Source organism: Alcanivorax hongdengensis A-11-3, assembly GCF_000300995.1.
Taxonomy (GTDB): domain Bacteria; phylum Pseudomonadota; class Gammaproteobacteria; order Pseudomonadales; family Alcanivoracaceae; genus Alcanivorax; species Alcanivorax hongdengensis.
The window spans coordinates 69,643-87,702 of the sequence record NZ_AMRJ01000002.1 but is presented as its reverse complement, the minus strand read 5'-3'; the positions used below and the strand labels follow the sequence as shown (position 1 = coordinate 87,702).

At 62.9% G+C, this 18,060-nt stretch carries 10 protein-coding genes; all 10 read left to right on the top strand.

Going from position 1 to position 18,060, the window contains the following annotated elements; all coding sequences use genetic code 11:
• The first annotated feature begins 58 nt into the window (after positions 1–58).
• The 10 genes from A11A3_RS02000 (at position 59) to A11A3_RS01955 (ending at position 17,575) form a co-directional block, all read left to right on the top strand.
• Positions 59–574, top strand: coding sequence for a hypothetical protein (locus tag A11A3_RS02000; protein WP_008927590.1), 516 nt, complete (start codon positions 59–61; stop codon positions 572–574).
• Positions 574–1,908 carry a PelD GGDEF domain-containing protein gene (locus A11A3_RS01995; RefSeq protein ID WP_008927589.1) on the top strand — a complete coding sequence of 445 codons (1,335 nt, stop codon included), beginning with the start codon at positions 574–576 and terminating at the stop codon, positions 1,906–1,908. The genes A11A3_RS02000 and A11A3_RS01995 overlap by 1 nt, the downstream gene beginning before the upstream one ends.
• Positions 1,901–2,911 (top strand): hypothetical protein, encoded by a 1,011-nt coding sequence (locus A11A3_RS01990; protein ID WP_008927588.1) that lies wholly within the window; start codon positions 1,901–1,903, stop codon positions 2,909–2,911. Before A11A3_RS01995 ends, A11A3_RS01990 begins: the two co-directional genes overlap by 8 nt.
• On the top strand, positions 2,889–4,409 hold the full coding sequence (pelF, locus tag A11A3_RS01985) for a GT4 family glycosyltransferase PelF (protein WP_008927587.1): 1,521 nt from the start codon (positions 2,889–2,891) through the stop codon (positions 4,407–4,409). The genes A11A3_RS01990 and pelF overlap by 23 nt, the downstream gene beginning before the upstream one ends.
• Entirely contained in the window at positions 4,409–5,779 is a 1,371-nt protein-coding gene (gene pelG / locus A11A3_RS01980; RefSeq protein WP_008927586.1) for an exopolysaccharide Pel transporter PelG, read from the top strand. The genes pelF and pelG overlap by 1 nt, the downstream gene beginning before the upstream one ends.
• Positions 5,780–6,128: 349 nt before the next feature.
• Complete coding sequence (locus tag A11A3_RS01975) at positions 6,129–11,654, top strand: alpha-2-macroglobulin family protein (RefSeq protein ID WP_237738811.1); 5,526 nt, start codon at positions 6,129–6,131, stop codon at positions 11,652–11,654.
• A 19-nt stretch (positions 11,655–11,673) separates the two neighbouring features.
• Positions 11,674–14,001, top strand: a complete 2,328-nt coding sequence (gene pbpC / locus A11A3_RS01970) for a penicillin-binding protein 1C (protein ID WP_008927584.1) — start codon at positions 11,674–11,676, stop codon at positions 13,999–14,001.
• A gap of 67 nt (positions 14,002–14,068) precedes the next feature.
• Positions 14,069–16,288 carry a molybdopterin-dependent oxidoreductase gene (locus A11A3_RS01965; protein WP_008927583.1) on the top strand — a complete coding sequence of 740 codons (2,220 nt, stop codon included), beginning with the start codon at positions 14,069–14,071 and terminating at the stop codon, positions 16,286–16,288.
• Between the two features lie 55 nt (positions 16,289–16,343).
• Entirely contained in the window at positions 16,344–16,871 is a 528-nt protein-coding gene (locus tag A11A3_RS01960) for a lipocalin family protein (protein ID WP_008927582.1), read from the top strand.
• 65 nt (positions 16,872–16,936) lie between these two features.
• Positions 16,937–17,575 (top strand): SDR family oxidoreductase, encoded by a 639-nt coding sequence (locus A11A3_RS01955; RefSeq protein WP_008927581.1) that lies wholly within the window; start codon positions 16,937–16,939, stop codon positions 17,573–17,575.
• Positions 17,576–18,060 lie beyond the last annotated feature (485 nt).

Here is an 18,060-nt window from a genome sequence, read left to right as displayed (position 1 = left end):
GGTAGCTTGAAGACGACGCGACGAGCTTTTTTCAACACCCTGAACAGGGAGAAGGTTCATGAGAATCATCGTCTCTTTATTGATCGCCGTGCTGATCGCCGGATGCAGCACCCATATCCGCCGTACCGAGGGCGTGCAGCTTGATGCCAACGCCACCTGGGTGCTGTTGCCGCTGGTGAACCGCACGGCCACGCCCCAGGCCGGGCTGCGGGCGGCGGCCATCACCGAGGCGGTGCTCTACCAGCATGGCGTCAAACAGGTGGTCAGCTACACCGACAATGGCGATGACGGCGTGCTGTTCGAGGGCAGTTCTGCCCAGAGCCGAGAAAAGATGCAGCAGTGGGCCAGCAAACAGTCTGGCCGTTATCTGGTCAGCGGTGTGGTCCATGAGTGGCGCTACAAGACCGGGGTCGACGGCGAGCCGGCGGTGGGCGTCATGATCGAGGTGCGCGAGATGCCCTCGGGCAAGATCGTTTACAGTGGCACCGGTGCCCGCGCCGGCTGGGCCCGGCAGTCGCTCAGTGAAACCGGGCAGCGGGTGATCGACAAGATTCTGGCACCGGTTGTCGACTAATGTTGCACCGACTGATCAGCCAGCGTTTTTTCGGTGCCGTGGCGCCGGAGTTGCGTTTTGGCGTGGCGATCTTTGAAACCCTGGTGCTGGTGACACTCACTCTGCTGCTGGGGATAGGGTTCCGCCCGGACGATCCTTTGCTGCTGGATGCCGATTTTCTCTGGGGACTGTTGGTGCCGGTGCTGCTGGCGTTGCGTTATGGCAGCCTGGCCGGGGTCTTTGCCATCCTGTGCATGGTGGGTAGCTGGTTTGTGCTGAAACTGTCCGGCTACTATGTCGGCCGGCCGTTTCCGGAAACCATCATGCTGGGGGGCTTTATCCTTAGCCTGGTGTGCGGTGAATTCGCCGATCTCTGGCGGGTGCGGCTCAAGCGGGCCGAGAGTGCTGCCAGTTATGCGCTGGACCGCATGCAAAGCCTGACCCAGCGCCATGTGCTGTTGCGTCTCTCCCATGACCGGCTGGAAGAAAACCTGCTGGTCAAACCCTATACCGTGCGGGATGCGCTGGAGCGGCTGCGCAAGCTGTCGCTGCAGGAGGCGCGCATGCAGGCACTGCCGGCGGCGGATGATCTGCTCAATCTGCTGGCGGAATACTGCCAGCTGCAGCGCTGTGCCCTTTATGCGCTCGAGGGCGACAAACTGGCCGACACGCCGGTGGCCACCCTGGGGGAAAACCGCCCCTTGCAAAGGGACAACAGCCTGCTGGCCTTTGCCATGGAGAACCAGCGCCTGGCCCACGTGCAGTTGCGTGAGCAGGAGGACAGTTATAACGGCAACTATCTGGTTTGCGCGCCGGTGACCAACAGCAGTGATGACATGATCGGCATGCTGGTGATCGAGCGCCTGCCGTTCCTGTCCATCAACCAGGAAAACCTGCAATTGCTGGCGGTGCTGCTCAGCTTCTATGCGGATGTGGTGCATTACGGCGTGGAAGTGGAACAGCTCAAGCGGCGCTGGCCGGATATGCCGTTCCGCTTCGGCAGTGAACTCAGTGCCCTGATCGGCCTGCACCAGAGTGCCAATGTGGAAACCACCCTGACCCTGTTTGTCGCTGATGATAGCGAGCAGGCCTCGCAGATTCTGGATGCATTGGGGCGTGGGCTGCGCAGTCTGGACCTGGGCTGGTGGCTCAATGACCGCACCCTGATGATCATGATGCCGATGACCGGGGAGTCCAGCCTGGAAGGCTTCGTGCTACGTATCGAGAAATGGCTGGAAGACGATTACGCCTACATGAGTCTGCGCCAGGCCGGCGTCAATTTCTTCTATCGTTATCTGGACAACCGGGTGCCGGAGGAGCAGGTGGCCGAGATTCTGGGGGCCGTGGATGTCTGAGCTGAAGCTGCTGATCTATGCGCTGGCGGTGGAGGCCACCGCCATGCTGGTGCTGCTTTCCGAGCACAAATCGCTGATCGCCTTCACGCTTTACCTGTCGTCCCACGGGCTGGCCTCGGTGCTGCTGGCGCTGGGGGCCTGGCGTCTCATGCCGTTGCGGTTTCGCCGCCCGCCGCTATGGTCCTGGCTGCTGATTTTCGGCTTTGCCTTTTTTATCCCGGCCATCGGCCTGCTGACCATTCTGGGGGGGCTGCTGGTGGGTATTCTGTTGCCGGCGGTGTTCCGTGATCAGCCCTTCGGGTTGGTGGACAAGCCCTATTTCGCGCCGGTATCGGTGACCACCGGTTCGAGCTTTCGCCAGGTGGATCTCAAGAGCCTGCTATCCGGCAAGAATGTGCCCAATGCCCTGCGTGTACAGGGCATGCTGGTGCTCAAGGACATGCCACCGCGTATTACCGGGCGCCTGCTGCGGGCCACGCTGGGGGACGAATTCGAGGATCTGCGGCTGCTGGCCTACGGCATCCTCGACCAGAAGGAAAAGGAAATCACCCGCCAGATCGACCGCCTTCTGCAGATGCTCGAACGCGCCAGGGAAAGCCGTCGTTATCGGCTCAGCCGGCGTCTGGCCGAGCTCTACTGGGAGCTTAATTACCAGGATCTGGTGCGTGGTGACATTCGCGATCTGACCCTGGAGCGTGCGGCCTTTTATGGTGACATGGCCCTGATGGAATCCCCGGATGATGCCGGCATGTGGTTGTTGCGCGGGCGCATCCAGCTGGCCCAGGAGGATTATGGCCAGGCGCATCAGTCGCTGACCTTTGCCCGCCGACTGGGCCTGTCGTCGGCCCAGGTCAACCCGTGGCTGGCGGAAATCGCCCTGGAGCGCCGGCAGTTGCCGCTGGTCCGGCGGCTGATGCAGGAAATCAACGAAGAAAGCCAATTCACCACGCTGAATCGTGCGGTGCAGTACTGGAGAGATCATGAGCCTGCCGCGAGCGCATAAAGCCGATATCTGCCTGCTGCTGGAAGGTACTTTTCCCTACGTCAGTGGCGGGGTGTCCAGCTGGGTAAACCAGATTATCCGCGGCTTCCCGGAATACACCTTCGCCTGCTGCTTTGTCGGCAGCCGGCCGCAGGACTACGGTGCCATGAAGTACGAACTGCCGGATAACGTGGTGCACCTGGAAGTCCACTATCTCCATGATTTTGACCACAATGTGGAGAAGCGGCCCATGCGTGGCGACCGCAAAATGTACGAAACCGTCTCCAGGTTTCACGGTGCCATCAAGCGCGGTGAAGTCAGTGCCGAACGTAACCAGCTGTTCAGCGACATGGTGGGCGAGCTGGGCGACAAGGGCAGACTGTCCGAACAGAGTTTTCTGCACAGCCGGGCCAGTTGGGATTTCATCACCGACAACTACCGGGCCCACAGCCGTGATCCGTCCTTCGTGGATTACTTCTGGACGGTGCGCATCATGCATGCGCCGATCTGGACGCTTAATGACATTGCCGAGAACCTGATTCCGGCACGGGTCTACCACACCATTTCCACCGGCTATGCCGGCTTTTTGGGTGCCATGCTCAAGCGCCGCACCGGCAAGCCGTTGCTGCTTTCCGAACATGGTATCTATACCAAGGAGCGCAAGATCGATCTGTTCCAGAGTGAATGGATTCGTGACAACCGCAGTCTGGTGGAAAAGAACAACGCGGAGATGGCCTACTTCCGCGAGAAGTGGGTGAACTTCTTCACCGAACTGGGCCGCGAGTGTTACCAGGCGTCCGACAGGATCGTGGCGCTCTACGAGCGCAACCGGGAGCGGCAGATGGATGATGGCGCGCCGCCGGATCGCACCATGAACATTCCCAACGGTATCAACCTGCCAAGAATGCAGCAGGTGAGGGCCGCCCGGGGTGATGCCATCCCGCCGGTGGCCTGCCTGATCGGCCGGGTGGTGCCGATCAAGGACATCAAGACCTTTCTGCGCGCCATGCGCACCGTGGCCAACGCCATGCCCGAGGCCCAGGGCTGGATTGCCGGCCCGGAAGACGAAGACCCGGAATATGCGAAAGAATGCCATGGCCTGATTGCCAGCCTGGGGCTGGAAAAGAACGTGAAGTTCCTGGGCTTTCAGAAAATTGATGAACTGCTGCCCAAGGTCGGCGTGATCGTGCTCAGTTCCATCAGTGAGGCGTTGCCGCTGGTGCTGCTGGAGGGCTTTGCCGCCGGCGTGCCGGCGGTGTCCACGGACGTGGGTTCCTGCCGGCAACTGATCGAGGGCCTGGGCGAAGAGGATGAGGCGCTGGGCGCCGCCGGGGCCGTGGTCGGCATTGCCGACCCGGAAGCCCTGGGCCACGAAGTGGTGCGCCTGCTGTCCGACGGTGACTGGTGGCAGCGGGCCCAGCAGGCCGGTATCCGCCGTGTGGAAAGCTACTACACCCAGGAAATGATGTTTGATGCCTATCGGCGTCTGTACCGGACATTGATGCAGGAGGCACGCTGATGGCGGGCATCGGTTTCGAGCTGCGCAAGCTGCTACGCAAGGATACCCTGCTGGGTATGCTGCGGGCCTATGGCTACGCCGGCATCATCAGTTCCGGCCCCTGGGTGCTGTCGATCATCGGCATTCTGCTGGTGGGGCTTTTCAGTCTGGGCCGGGTGATCCCGGACATGGCGGTGACCCAGTTCCAGGTGACGGTCACTTACCTGATTGCCGCCAGCCTGATTCTCACCGGTGTCCTGCAGCTGGCGTTTACCCGCTTCTGTGCCGACCGCTCCTTCGAGCATCGCGAAGACATGATCCTGCCGAACTTTGGTGGCATCACCTTGCTGGTGACGCTGGTATCCGGCTGCCTCGGATTGCCGGTGGCGCTGTTCCTGTTCCCGGAGCAGAGCATCCTGTTCCGGGTCTTGCTGGTGGCCTGCTTTGTGGTGCTCAGCAATATCTGGATCGCCACCATCTTTCTGTCGGGCATGAAGCAGTACCGGGCCATCGTGCTGCTCTATGCCCTGGGTTACGGCATTACCGTGGGCGCGGCCCTGCTGCTGCGCTTTCTCGACCTTGAGGGGCTGCTGCTGGGTTTTCTGATCGGCCAGGTGACTCTGCTGACCGGTCAGCTGGTGCTGATCGTGCGCGGTTATCCGGCCCAGAGCCTGGTGGCTTTCGACATGTTCCGCCGGGGCTATTTGTACCCCAGTCTGATGCTGGTGGGCCTGCTCTACAATGCCGGGGTCTGGGCCGACAAGATCATGTTCTGGATGGACTCGGGCACCGGCAGTGGCGTGATCGGGCCATTGCGGGCGTCGCTGATCTACGACATCCCGGTGTTTCTGGCCTACCTGTCGCTGATTCCCGGCATGGCCGTGTTTCTGGTGCGCATGGAAACCGACTTCGTGGAGTACTACACCAACTTCTATGACGCAGTGCGTGAGGGCGGCTCGCTGGCCTACATCGAGGAAATGCGCAACCAGATGGTGGAGGTCATTCGCCAGGGTATTTTTCAGATCCTCAAGATCCAGACCCTGTCCGCCCTGCTGATCATGGTGGTGGGCGCCGGTATCTTCTCGTCGTTGGGGATTTCCGATCTCTACCTGCCGCTGCTCAAGGTACAACTGGTGGCCACCGCGTTACAGGTGGTCTTCCTGGCCATTATCAATGTGTTCTGCTACCTGGATCAGCGCCGCATGCTGGTGCTGCTGACCGGCCTGTTCCTGGTGCTCAATGTGCTGTTTACGGCCATCAGCCTGCAACTGGGGCCGCAATTCTTCGGCTTCGGTTTCCTGTTGGCCCTGGCGGTGTGCGTGGTGGTGGGGCTGTGGCTGGTGGCGCGCAAGATGGAGGCGCTGGAATATTCCACCTTCATGCTGCACTGACAGGCAAAAAAAACGGCGCCAAAAGGCGCCGTGAATAGTTTGGCTCGGGAGAGCTATCACGGAGTCAGACTCCGGAGCCGACAGATGGGACTCTGCCGACGCCTGCTATTATGGTGGACAAGTGTTCTCAACCCATTCGCCTTATCGCCCAGCGTGTTGGCCTGATTGGTCAATTGTTGCACGCTTGTGCAGATAATTTCGCTTGCAATGGGGACTGTGTCCGGTAAAGACATGTCGCTGTGCTAGGGTTGGCGTTCGTTTTCATCAGCGTTCAGGGATGGGTGGCATGGGCCAGAAATCATATAAGAACCGGGGACTTCCCCTCTTTTTCAGCGCGATTCTCTTTTTGATGCTGGCAGCCTGTGGCGACGACCAGGCACCGCCACAGGATACCTCCCAACCCGCGGCCAATCGTGCCGAACAGGCGGAATCGGCCCCCCTGGACCCGCGCTGGCAGGCCCACCTGGCCGCCGTGCCGGACGGTCTGGCCAGTGCCCGGGCGCCGCTGGTGGTGCGGTTCAACCACCCGGTGGTGAGCGAACGGCAGCTCAACAAGCCACTATCCGGCATTGCCCGCCTGCAACCGGAATACCCCATGGAGGCGGTTTTCACCGCCACTGATCGGCTGGAAATCCGTCACCAGGCTCCCTTCGAGCGCGGCCAGGCACTCAATCTGCTGCTCTATGCGAAAGGGCTGGATGGCGTGGACGACAGCCTGCCGCCGGCCTCGCTGTCCCTGACAGTGATGCAACAGCAACTGTCCCTGACGGTGGAATCGGTGTTGCCCGCCGCCCAGCAGGGCGACCAGCTGGTGCTCACCGGCAAACTGGAAACCCGTGATCAGGCGTCCACCGAGGCCGTGGAGCAGGTGGTGCGTGCCGAGCAGCAGGGAAGGGCCCTGACGCTGGCCTGGCAGCATGACAGCACCGGCCTCAGCCATCGCTTTACCGTGACCGGCATCCAGCGTGGTGACCAGGCCAGCCAGTTCGTGCTGCACTGGCAGGGCGATGCGCTGGGGGTGGCACAGCAGGGCGAGCAGCGCTTCCCGGTGCCGGCTCTGGCCGCGTTCACGGTCACCAATGTGCGTGCGGTGAGCTATCCCCAGGGCCATCTGGAGGTGAACTTTTCCGCTCCGCTCAAGGGCAACCAGAACCTGCGCGGGCTGGTCACGCTCAATGGCAAGGCGCCGAAACTGCAGGTCGATGGCAGCACCCTGAACGTGTTTCCGGCCAGTGATGACGAGGACGAGGTGGCGCTGGTCCTGCATGCGGGCCTGCGCGCCGCCAGCGGGGCCCGCCTGAGCGAACCTTTCGAAAAGACCGTGACGCTGATGACTAACCGGCCCGGCGTGCGCTTCGTCGGCAAGGGCACCATCCTGCCCGACGGCAAGGTGCTCAGCGTGCCGTTCGAGGCCAGTGGCGTCCACGCGGTCAAGGTACAGGCCTTCCAGGTGTTCGATGACAATGTGGGGCGCTATCTGCAAAACAGCGAGCTGGACGAGGCGGACATGGATACTCGCACCGGTCGCTATCTGTGGCAGAAAACCCTGACGCTGCCGCCGGGCGGGCAGGGCTGGCAGCGCTACCAGCTGGACCTGACCGAGCTGATGACCAAACATCCCAATGGCCTGATCCACCTGAGCCTGAAGATCGACGGCAGCACCATCGATTACCAGTGCCCGGCGGATTCGCTCAAGCGCCAGGCGAGCCTGCCGGACAATTACGAGGGGCCCGGTCAGTCGAGTCCCGGTGATGAGGATCTGCAACAGTATTACCGCGATGCCGGTTACCTGAGCTGGTACCAGCAGGACAATCCCTGCTCGGACAGCTACTACCAGTACAACGACCTGGCCAGCAGCACCCGGGCTTTCCTGGCCTCCAATCTGGGCCTGATCGCCAAGCAGGGCCAGAACAACCAGCTCTACGTGATGGCCAGCTCTCTGGATGGCAATCAGCCGCTCAAGGGCGTGGCGCTGACGGCCTATAATTATCAGCTGCAACGCATCGGCGAGGGCCACACCGACAAGGATGGTATGGCCACGCTGACCCTGGATGGCACCGCCTATTATCTGCAGGCCAGCCGGGACAAGGATGTGGGCTATCTGAAACTGGCCCGCAACCGGGCCCTGCCCACCAACCAGTTCAACACCGGTGGTGAGCAGGTTCGCGACGGGCTCAAGGGCTTCTTCTATGGCGAGCGGGATGTCTGGCGGCCCGGTGACGATATCCACCTGACATTCATCCTGCAGGACAAGCAGCACCGCATTCCCGATGATCACCCGCTGACCCTGGACTGGTTCGATCCGCGTGGTAACAAGGTCAAGAGCTATACGCTGGACAAGCCGGTGGGCAACTTCTACGCCTTTACCCTGCACACCGATGAGCAGGCCCCCACCGGTAACTGGCGGGCGGTGGCCCGGCTGGGCCAGCGCTATTTCGATACCCCGGTGCGGGTGGAGGCGATCAAGCCCAATCGCCTGAAGATCGAGCTGGGTCTGCCCGAGTGGCTCCATGCCAACCAGGGCGAGCCGGTCACGCTGTTCTCCCAGTGGCTCAATGGCGCCACCGCATCGCGTCTCAAGGCCGATGTGAAAGTGCGCGTCAGCGGCCGTGCCACCACCTTTGACGGCTATCAGGCCTACCACTTTGACGATCCCACCCGGGCCCTCAAAAGCGAACCCTTTACGGCCTTTGACGGCCAGCTTGATGCCAGTGGCAATGCCTCCTTCCCCTTGCAGGTGCCGGTGGAGCAGGCGCCCGGCATGGTCCGTGCAGTACTGACCACCCGGGTATTTGAAAACAGTGGTGATTACAGCACCCAGGTGCGCAGTGTGCCGGTTTATCCCTATCACCACTGGGTGGGCATGAAGGTGCCCAGGGGAAGTGGCTGGGGGGACTCCCTGTCCCGGGATGAAAAACACGGCATCGATCTGGTCAGCCTGGACAGTGACGGTAAACCGGACCCGGACCGGGCCCTGGATATCACCGTCTACCGCATCGACTGGCGCTGGTGGTGGGATCGCTCCGACGACAAGCTCACCAATTTCATCAGTGACCCGAACACCAAAGAGGTCACCCGCGCTCACGTCACCACCGATCAGGATGGTCATGCACTCTGGCAGCTGGATGGCGCCGATTATGATTGGGGCCGGCATCTGATTCGGGTCTGCGAGCAGGACGGGCAACACTGCACGGCGCAGACTGTCTATCTGGGCTGGAGCTGGGATCAGGCCGCCGGCAGCCAGGATGCCGCCACCCGCCTGTCCCTGTCTGCGGACAAGCCGCGCTACCAGGTTGGTGATACCGCCCATATCGAACTGCCGTCAGTGGCCAGTGGTCGCCTGCTGGTGAGCCTGGAAACCGGCAGCCGGGTGCTGGATCACTACTGGCTCCCGGCCACCGGCCAGGCCCAGACCCTGGATATCCCGGTGACCGCCGAGATGGCGCCCAATGTCTATGTGAACGTGGCGCTGCTGCAGCCCCACCAGCGTGACAATGACCGGCCCATCCGCCTCTATGGCGTGGTGCCGTTGCTGGTGGACGACCCGGCCACCCGGCTGACGCCGCAGATAAAGGCGCCCGAGCAGGTCAAGCCCGGCCAGACTTTCAGTGTGGCGGTGAGCGAGAAGCAAGGGCATGCCATGACCTACACCCTGGCGGTGGTGGACGAGGGGCTGCTGGGGCTCACCAACTTCCGTACCCCGGACCCCCATGATGCCTTCTACAAGCGTGAGGCCCTGGGCGTGCTCACCTGGGATCTATACGACATGGTAGTGGGAGCCTACGGCGCGGAGCTCGATCAGCTACTGGCGCTGGGCGGCTCCGATGCACTGGAAGACGGGCACGAAAAGCAGCGCCGGCGTTTCCCGCCGGTGGTGAAATTCCTTGGTCCTTTCCAGCTGGATGACAACGAAACCGCCCATCACAGCATCACCTTGCCGGCCTACATGGGGCAGGTGCGGGTGATGGTGGTGGCCGGCACCGATAGTGCCTATGGCAAGGCCAGCCAGGATGTCACCGTGACCCAGCCCTTGACCCTGCTGAGTACACTGCCCCGGGTCATGGGGCCAGGGGAGAGCGTGGCCCTGCCGGTGACCGTGTTCGTCACCGATGACAACCTGAAAACGGTCAACCTGTCGGTGAAGGCCGACGATGCTCTGTTCACGGTGGAGCAGGGCAGTGCCACGCTGCACTTTGACGGCAGCGGGGATCAGATAGCGATGCTGCGCCTGCACGCCAACAAGCAGGTGGGCAAGGGCCAGGTGACCGTCACCGCCCGTGCCGGCGACCAGCAGGCCACGGAAACCGTGACCCTGCCGGTCCGTGCCGCCAACCCACCCACTACCCGGGAGCAGCGTCATGTGTTGCAGGCGGGGGAAACCTGGGCCGGCCAGTTCATGCCGCACGGTTTGCCCGGCACCAATGCCGGCACCCTGACGGTCAGTACCCTGCCGGCCATGGGGCTGGAACGGCGGCTCAACTACCTGCTCAACTATCCCCATGGCTGCATTGAGCAGACCACCTCTGCGGTGCTGCCACAGTTGTATTTGCCCCAGCTGGTCAACCTCAGTGACGAGCAGCAGCAGACGCTGCAAAAGAACGTGGAAGCCGGTATTGCGCGTCTGCGTCACTTCCAGCTCACCGATGGCGGCTTCAGTTACTGGCCGGGCCTGGCCAGCGCCAGTGACTGGGGTACCAGCTATGCCGGGCATTTCCTGCTGGAGGCTCGCCGCCTGGGGTATGCGGTACCGGCACAGATGCTGGAGGACTGGCAGCGTTATCAGATCCGCCGCACCCAGACACTGGGGCAGCGGCCCTGGGAGTGGAGCGCCGAGGCCTACCGGCTCTACACCCTGGCACTGGCCGGCAAGCCGCAGGTGGGGGCCATGAACCGCCTGCGTGAGCGGCTTAACCTGGCAGACAAGGATTACGGTCGCTGGGCCAGCTATCACAATGGCCGCTGGTTGCTGGCCGCGGCCTATCAGCAGATGGGCCTGTCGCCGGTGGCCGCCGAGCTGATCGCCGGTGAATCGGCAGTGGTGCCCTACCAGGCACCGGGCTACACCTACGGCTCCAGCCTGCGTGATCAGGCCATTCGCCTGACCGTGAAGGAGGGCGCCGGGGATGACAATGGCGCCTGGGAGCTGGCCGACGATGTGGCTGCCTCGCTGGCCAGCGAGCGCTGGTACAGCACCCAGTCCACGGCCTGGGCCCTGATGGCCATGGCCCGCTATGCCGGCGGCAAGGAGGGCGACGAGGGGTACCGCTTTGCCTGGCGTGATGGCAAGCAGAGCTGGCAGGACCTGCAGGCCCGTTCACCGGTCTATCAGCAGGCCCTTCAGGGGGACGATTACCGGGGCGTGGCGGTACGCAACGATAGCGAGCGCAAGCTGTTTGTCACCCTCAGCAATACCGGCACCCCGCCGCCGGGTCAGGAGCAACCGGTCAGTGACGGGCTACGGCTCAATGCTCGTTTCAGCGATGACAATGGACAGGCGGTTAACCCGACCACCCTGACCCAGGGCACGGATTTCCACGCCCGGGTGGTGGTGACCAATACCTCCGGGCGGGAACTGAAGAATCTCGCGCTGACCCAGATTCTGCCCTCCGGCTGGCAGATTACCAGTAGCCGGCTCAGTGGCAGTGCCGAGCAGCAGGATGACAAGGATCAGCCGCCGGTGACCTATCAGGACCTGCGCGATGACCGTGTGCTCAGCTACTTTGACCTGCCAGCGGGCAAGTCCATCAGCCTGTCGGTGGATCTCAATGCCTCCTTTGCCGGCCACTATTACCTGCCGGCCTGGACGGTGGAGGCCATGTATGACGGCAGCAAGCAGGCTCGCAGTGCCGGTCAGTGGGTGACGGTGAAACCCTGAAACCCATAGCGAGGCAAGCATGAAGCGGTGTAAACCGTCCCGGCGCGTACTGCTCGCGTCGGGGCTGGGGCTGCTGTTGATCATGGCGGCACTGCAGTGGTTGCCGCTGCCGGCGCGGCTGGCGCATACCCCCTATGCCACCATGGTGCTGGACCGACAGGGGCGCCTGCTGTCGGCACGCATTGCCAGCGATCAGCAGTGGCGCTTCGCACCGCTGAGACAGTTACCGGACAAGTACCGCAAGGCCCTGTTGAGCTTCGAGGACCGGCGCTTCTACTGGCATCCGGGGGTGGACCCGCTGGCCATTGCCCGGGCGGCCTGGAGTAACCTGCGGGCCGGCCGTGTGGTCAGTGGTGGCTCCACGCTCACCATGCAGCTGGCGCGCCTGCTGCGCGACGACCCGCCGCGCACCCTGTCGGAAAAGACCTACGAGGCGCTGCTGGCCCTGCAGCTGGAGTGGCATTTCAGCAAACAGACCCTGCTCGCCGAGTATGCCGGGCGGGCGCCCTTTGGTGGCAATATCGTCGGGCTGCGGGCGGCGGCCTGGCGTTATTTCGGTCGGGAACCGGCGGCCCTGAGCTGGGCCGAGGCCGCGTTGCTGGCGGTGCTGCCCAACGCCCCGGCGCTGATTCACCCGGGGCGCAATCGTGGCTGGCTCAAGCAAAAGCGCGACCGTCTGTTGCATCAGCTTCACGAGCAGGGCGAACTGGACGAGCGCGACCTGCAGCTGGCCTTGCTGGAACCGCTGCCGGCGGCGCCCCGGCCATTGCCTCAGCTGGCCCCGCGACTGCTCAACCGGCTGGCCAGCGATCATGCCGGGGATGTGCTGCACACCACTCTCGATGCGGACCTTCAACAACGGGTTCGGCAGCTGGCCGACCGCCACGGTCGGCGGCTGGGGCGCGAGGGCGTGCATAACCTGGCGGTGCTGGTGATCGGCCATCGCGATCTGGCCACCCGCGTCTGGGTCGGCAATGACACCCATGGGGATCCGGTGGAATACGGTGCGGCCGTGGATATCGCCAGCGCCCCGCGCTCCACCGGCAGCGTGCTCAAACCATTGCTCTACGGCCTGATGCTCGATGACGGTCTGATTCTGCCGGATACCCTGGTGCCGGACCTGCCCACCAACTATGGTGGCTACAGCCCGGAGAACTACGATCACCAGTACCGCGGCGCGGTGCCGGCCCACCAGGCGCTCAGTGAATCGCTCAATATTCCCGCCGTGCGCATGCTGCGCCGCTACGGGGTCGGGCGCTTCCATCACCAGCTGCGCACCATGGGCATGACCACCCTGTTCCGGCCCGCGGACGATTACGGCCTGACCCTGATTCTCGGTGGCGCCGAGGGCACCCTGGCCGACCTTACCGGTATTTACGCCCGCCTGTTTGCACGGGCCGCCGGCCAGCCGGACCGGGGCGTCAGTCTGTTGCAGGGGCAACGGCCGGGCACAAAGGCCTTTCCGGTCAGTGCCGGCGCCGCCTGGCTGACCCTGGATGCCCTGCGCGATGTGGCCCGGCCGGGCATTTCCCGCCAATGGCGGTTGTTCAGCTCCAGCCAGCCGATTGCCTGGAAAACCGGCACCAGCTACGGCCTGCGCGATGCCTGGGCGATTGGCAGCAATGGCCGCTACACGGTGGGCGTCTGGGCCGGCAACGGCAATGGTGAGCCGGCCCCGCACCTGAGTGGCGCCACCACCGCCGCCCCGCTGATGCTGGATGTATTCAGCCTGCTGGGCAGCAGCGGCTGGCCCGAGGCGCCGCTGGGTGACCTGAAAACCGTGCAGGTCTGTGCCGATGATGGCTACCTGGCCGGGGGGCGTTGCACCACCGTGGATCGGTTGGCGCCGCGGCACAGCCATTTCGAGACCGTTACCCCCAACCATGTGCGGGTCCATCTGGATGGCAACGGCCAGCGGGTGCACAGTCGCTGCCAGCCGGTCAGCCAGATGCAGCACCGGGACTGGTTCGTGCTGCCGCCGGCCCAGGCCTGGTTCTACCAGCGGCGCCATCCGGATTACCGGCCGTTGCCTGCCTGGCGGGCGGACTGCGTGGCCGGCGCCCGGGCCATGAACGAGCGAGCGCCCATGGACCTGATCTATCCCCATGCCGGTTCGGCACTGTATATCCCGGTGCAGCTGGATGGCCGCCGGGGGCGGGCGGTGTTCCGCGCCGTTCACCAGCGCAGTGATGCCACCCTGTTCTGGCATCTGGACGATACGTACCTGGGCAAGACTCGCCATTTCCACGAGTGGGCCATCGAGGCGGCACCCGGCTGGCACACCCTGACCCTGGTGGACGACCAGGGCTTTCGATTGGTGCGCCGTTTCAAGGTGCTGGGTGATTAGTGCGTCATAGTGTCCCGGTCCCGAATCTGTTAAATAAGAAGCTATTGCCAGCCAGTGGACGTCAAGGATGAAACAGCTGCACTACCGGAACTGTAATCTCTGTGAGGCCATGTGCGGCCTGGAAATCGAACACCAGGGCGACCAGATCATTGCCATTCGCGGCGACAAGGCCGACCCCTTCAGTGAAGGGCATATCTGCCCCAAGGCCGTGGCTTTGCAGGATCTGCATAACGACCCGGACCGTCTGCGTCACCCGGTCAAACGTACCGCCGATGGCTGGCAGCCGATCAGCTGGGAGCAGGCCCTGGATGAAACCGCCGAGCGTCTGCATGCCATCCAGCGCCAGCATGGCAAGGACAGTGTCGGCGTTTATTTTGGCAACCCCACCGCCCATAACCATGGTGCCCTGTTGATGCTGGCGCCCTTCATCAAGGCCCTGCGCACCCGCCAGCGTTACAGTGCCACCTCCGCCGATCAGTTACCCCATCAGCTGGCCACCCTGCAGCTATTCGGTCACCAGGCGCTGTTTCCGATCCCGGATATCGACCGCACGGATTATTTTCTGGTGCTGGGCGGTAATCCCATGGCCTCCAACGGTTCGATCATGACCGTGCCCAATATCCGCGGCCGCCTGAAAGCGTTGCAGGCGCGCAAGGGCCGGCTGGTGGTGGTGGACCCCCGCCGCACGGAAACCGCCAAAGTGGCCGATGAACATCACTTCATTCGCCCCGGCACCGATGTCTATCTGCTACTGGCCCTGACCCAGGTCCTGTTCGAGGAAAAACGGGTAGCACCGGGCCGCCTGGCGGACCTGGTCGATGATATGGCGTTGCTGGAAGAGATGGTGACGCCCTGGACTCCGGAGCGGGTGGCCGACACCGTGGGCCTGTCCGCCGGGGCGATCCGCCAGCTGGCCGGGGATCTGGCCAAGGCTTCCCGCGCCGCGGTGTATTCGCGGGTGGGTGTCACCACCAGCGCCCATGGCAGCCTCAGTGCCTGGCTGGTCTACGTACTCAACATTCTTACCGGCAACCTGGATCGGGAAGGCGGTGTCATGTTCACCCGACCGGCCTTCGATATCGTTGCCATCGCCGGTCTCAGCGGCGATACCGGTGGCTTCAACCGCTATCGCAGCCGGGTGCACGGCTATCCGGAGTTTGCCGGCGAGTTCCCGGTCACCACCCTGGCCGATGAAATGCTCACGCCCGGCGCCGGGCAGGTGAAGGCCTTTGTCACCCATGCCGGCAACCCGGTGTTGTCCTGTCCGGATGGTAACCGGCTGGAAAAGGCCCTGGGTGGTCTGGACTTCATGGTCAGCATCGACCTCTACATCAACGAAACCACCCGCCACGCCAATATCATCCTGCCGCCCACCGGGCAGCTGGAACACGCCCAGTTCGACCCCATTTTTCAGGCGGTGGCGGTACGCAACGTGGCCAAGTTTTCCGAGCCGCTGTTCGACAAGCCCGAGGGCAGCCTGCATGACTGGGAAATCATGCTGGGCCTGATGAGCAGGCTCAACCGCCTCAACGCCAAAACCCGTCGTCAGCGCCTGCAGGCTCAGATGCTGGACGGCTTTCTGTCGCGCATGGGCGACCGGGGCCTGGTTGATCTGGGGTTGCGCCTGGGGCCTTACAGCCATGCCGGCAAGGTGTTTGGCCGGCTCAAGCGCGACGGCCTGCATACCCTGCCGAAAGTTGCCTGGCGATTGCTGCGCAGCCGGCAAAAGGGCATGAAGCTGAAAACCCTGCTGGAGGCGCCCCACGGCATTGACCTGGGCGCGCTGACACCCATGTTGCCTGAGCGTCTGTTCACGGCGGGCAACCGCATTCCGCTGGTGCCGCCGCTCTACCGCGAACCGCTGGCGGCACTGACCCTGCCGGAGCCAGTGGCCAGGGACCAGTTACTGATGATTGGCCGCCGGCATATCCGCAGCAACAATTCCTGGATGCACAACAGCCAGCGGCTGGTGAAGGGCAAGGGCCGCTGTGATGTGATGCTGCATCCGGAGGATGCCGCGCGGCTGGGCATCGAGCCGGGCGCGGCGGTTACCGTGCGTTCGGCCACCGGCAGCATCACGCTGCCGGCACTGATCAGCGAGGACATCATGCCCGGTGTGATCAGCGTGCCCCACGGCTGGGGCCATGATCGTGAGGGGGTGCAGCTGGAAGTGGCACGCAGTGCCGCCGGCCAGAGTGTCAATGACGTGATCGGCAATGACCGGGTGGAATCGCTCACCGCCATGGCCCAGCTCAATGGCATTCCGGTGACGGTGGAGGCGGCCTGATTCTTCACACTTTCTTTTTCAGCGGGCCGGTACCTTCTTTTCAGGAGGACCTCCCATGCGCTGGTTAATCATAGTGAGTGTGATGCTGTTACAGGCCTGTCAGACAACCGACCCGCGGCCCATTGCCGTGGCCGATGATCTCAATCTGGATCGCTTCATGGGCGACTGGTACGTGATCGCCAATATTCCCACGCCGCCGGAGAAGGGCGCCCACAATGCGGTGGAGAGTTATCAGCGGGTGGGGCCCTACAAGGTGGCAACCACCTTCACCTTCCGTGATGGCAGTTTCGATGCCGAGCTCAAACGCATGACACCCACCGGCTTTGTCAGTCGCGAGAACCCGGCGATCTGGGGGATGCGCTTTATCTGGCCGTTCAAGGCGGATTTCCGTGTGTTGTATGTTGGTGAGGATTACCAGACCACCATTATCGGTCGTCAGAAACGTGACTATGTATGGATTATGGCCCGCCAGCCGCAGCTCAGCGATGAACAGTACCAGGCGCTGGTGAACATCACGGCCGATCGCGGCTACGACATCCATCAATTGCAAAAAGTCCCCCAGCAATGGGATGCCTCACCTTGAAATAAGGCGCCGGCCACCCATGCTGTCTGTACAGCCATGATGACAGTCACTGTCAGGAGGACAGCATGAACGTTCTGATTGCCGGGGCCAACGGCAAGATTGGTCGTCGTCTCATTCCCCACCTGGTTGCCGAAGGCATGACCGTGCGCGCCATGGTCCGTGATGCGGCCCAGGGTGAGTCCCTGCGCGAGCTGGGTGCCCACGACGTGGTCGTTGCAGACCTGGAAGGCGACTGCCGGCAGGCACTGGCCGGCCAGGACGCGGTGGTCTTCACCGCCGGCTCCGGCCCGCATACCGGCCCGGAAAAGACCGTGGACGTGGACCAGAACGGCGCCATCTCGCTGGTGGACCAGGCCCGGGAAGAGGGCGTCAAACGCTTTGTAATGGTCAGCTCCATGCGCGCCGATGACCCGGATAGTGGCCCGGAAAAGATGCGCCACTATTTTGTTGCCAAGCAGAATGCCGACAACCATCTGCGTGACAGCGGCCTTGATTACACCATCGTCCGCCCCGGCCGTCTCACTGAAGAGCCGCCCCTGGACAAGGTCAAACTGGCCAAACGACTGGACGACTTCGGTGATATTTCCCGTGAGGACGTGGCCCGGGTGCTGGCGGTAAGCCTGCAGGTAGATACCGTCAACCGGGAGTTTGACGTGATCAAGGGGGAGACTCCGGTTCACGACGCCCTCAAGCAGCTTTTGTGAACGGCTGAATAAGCCGCATTTTTAGCATTTCAAAAGACGGCCTGCTCTCAACAGTTGAATCACCCTCTCCCTGTCCCTCTCCCGCAAGCGGGAGAGGGTACCTTATCTGGAAGGTTGGGAGCTTGAGTGAACGGCATTGAACCTTGTTGCCGCAGTTATTGGGTTCTTCGTGGATTAGCGGGAAAACGTATAAGGTCGGACGTCAGAGGTCCGACGCCAATCTCAAGCCTGGATAGCTTGCGCGGTAATTGATATTTCGGGGCGTTTCTTGCCTGCGCGCCCCCTTCGCTGCAAGCAGCCTCCGCAAACCCTGGTATTGCCTGTGGGAGCGTGCTTGCACGCGAACAAGCCCTATTCGTTTGCAAAAAAACGCCCCAGGGGACGAGCCGGTGAAGGTTCTGGGGTTCAGGACTTTGAGGTTTCAGCCTGTCGCGTCTGACGTCCGACCTCAGACGTTGCTCCAGGCTGAATTCCCGCAATGACGC

Coding starts and splice junctions, on each gene's coding strand:
- A11A3_RS01975 (WP_237738811.1), top strand. CDS start 6,129: ATGCTGGCAGCCTGTGGCGACGACCAGGCACCGCCACAGGATACCTCC.
- A11A3_RS01995 (WP_008927589.1), top strand. CDS start 574: ATGTTGCACCGACTGATCAGCCAGCGTTTTTTCGGTGCCGTGGCGCCG.
- A11A3_RS01965 (WP_008927583.1), top strand. CDS start 14,069: ATGAAACAGCTGCACTACCGGAACTGTAATCTCTGTGAGGCCATGTGC.
- A11A3_RS01960 (WP_008927582.1), top strand. CDS start 16,344: ATGCGCTGGTTAATCATAGTGAGTGTGATGCTGTTACAGGCCTGTCAG.
- pelF (WP_008927587.1), top strand. CDS start 2,889: ATGAGCCTGCCGCGAGCGCATAAAGCCGATATCTGCCTGCTGCTGGAA.
- A11A3_RS02000 (WP_008927590.1), top strand. CDS start 59: ATGAGAATCATCGTCTCTTTATTGATCGCCGTGCTGATCGCCGGATGC.
- pbpC (WP_008927584.1), top strand. CDS start 11,674: ATGAAGCGGTGTAAACCGTCCCGGCGCGTACTGCTCGCGTCGGGGCTG.
- A11A3_RS01955 (WP_008927581.1), top strand. CDS start 16,937: ATGAACGTTCTGATTGCCGGGGCCAACGGCAAGATTGGTCGTCGTCTC.
- A11A3_RS01990 (WP_008927588.1), top strand. CDS start 1,901: ATGTCTGAGCTGAAGCTGCTGATCTATGCGCTGGCGGTGGAGGCCACC.
- pelG (WP_008927586.1), top strand. CDS start 4,409: ATGGCGGGCATCGGTTTCGAGCTGCGCAAGCTGCTACGCAAGGATACC.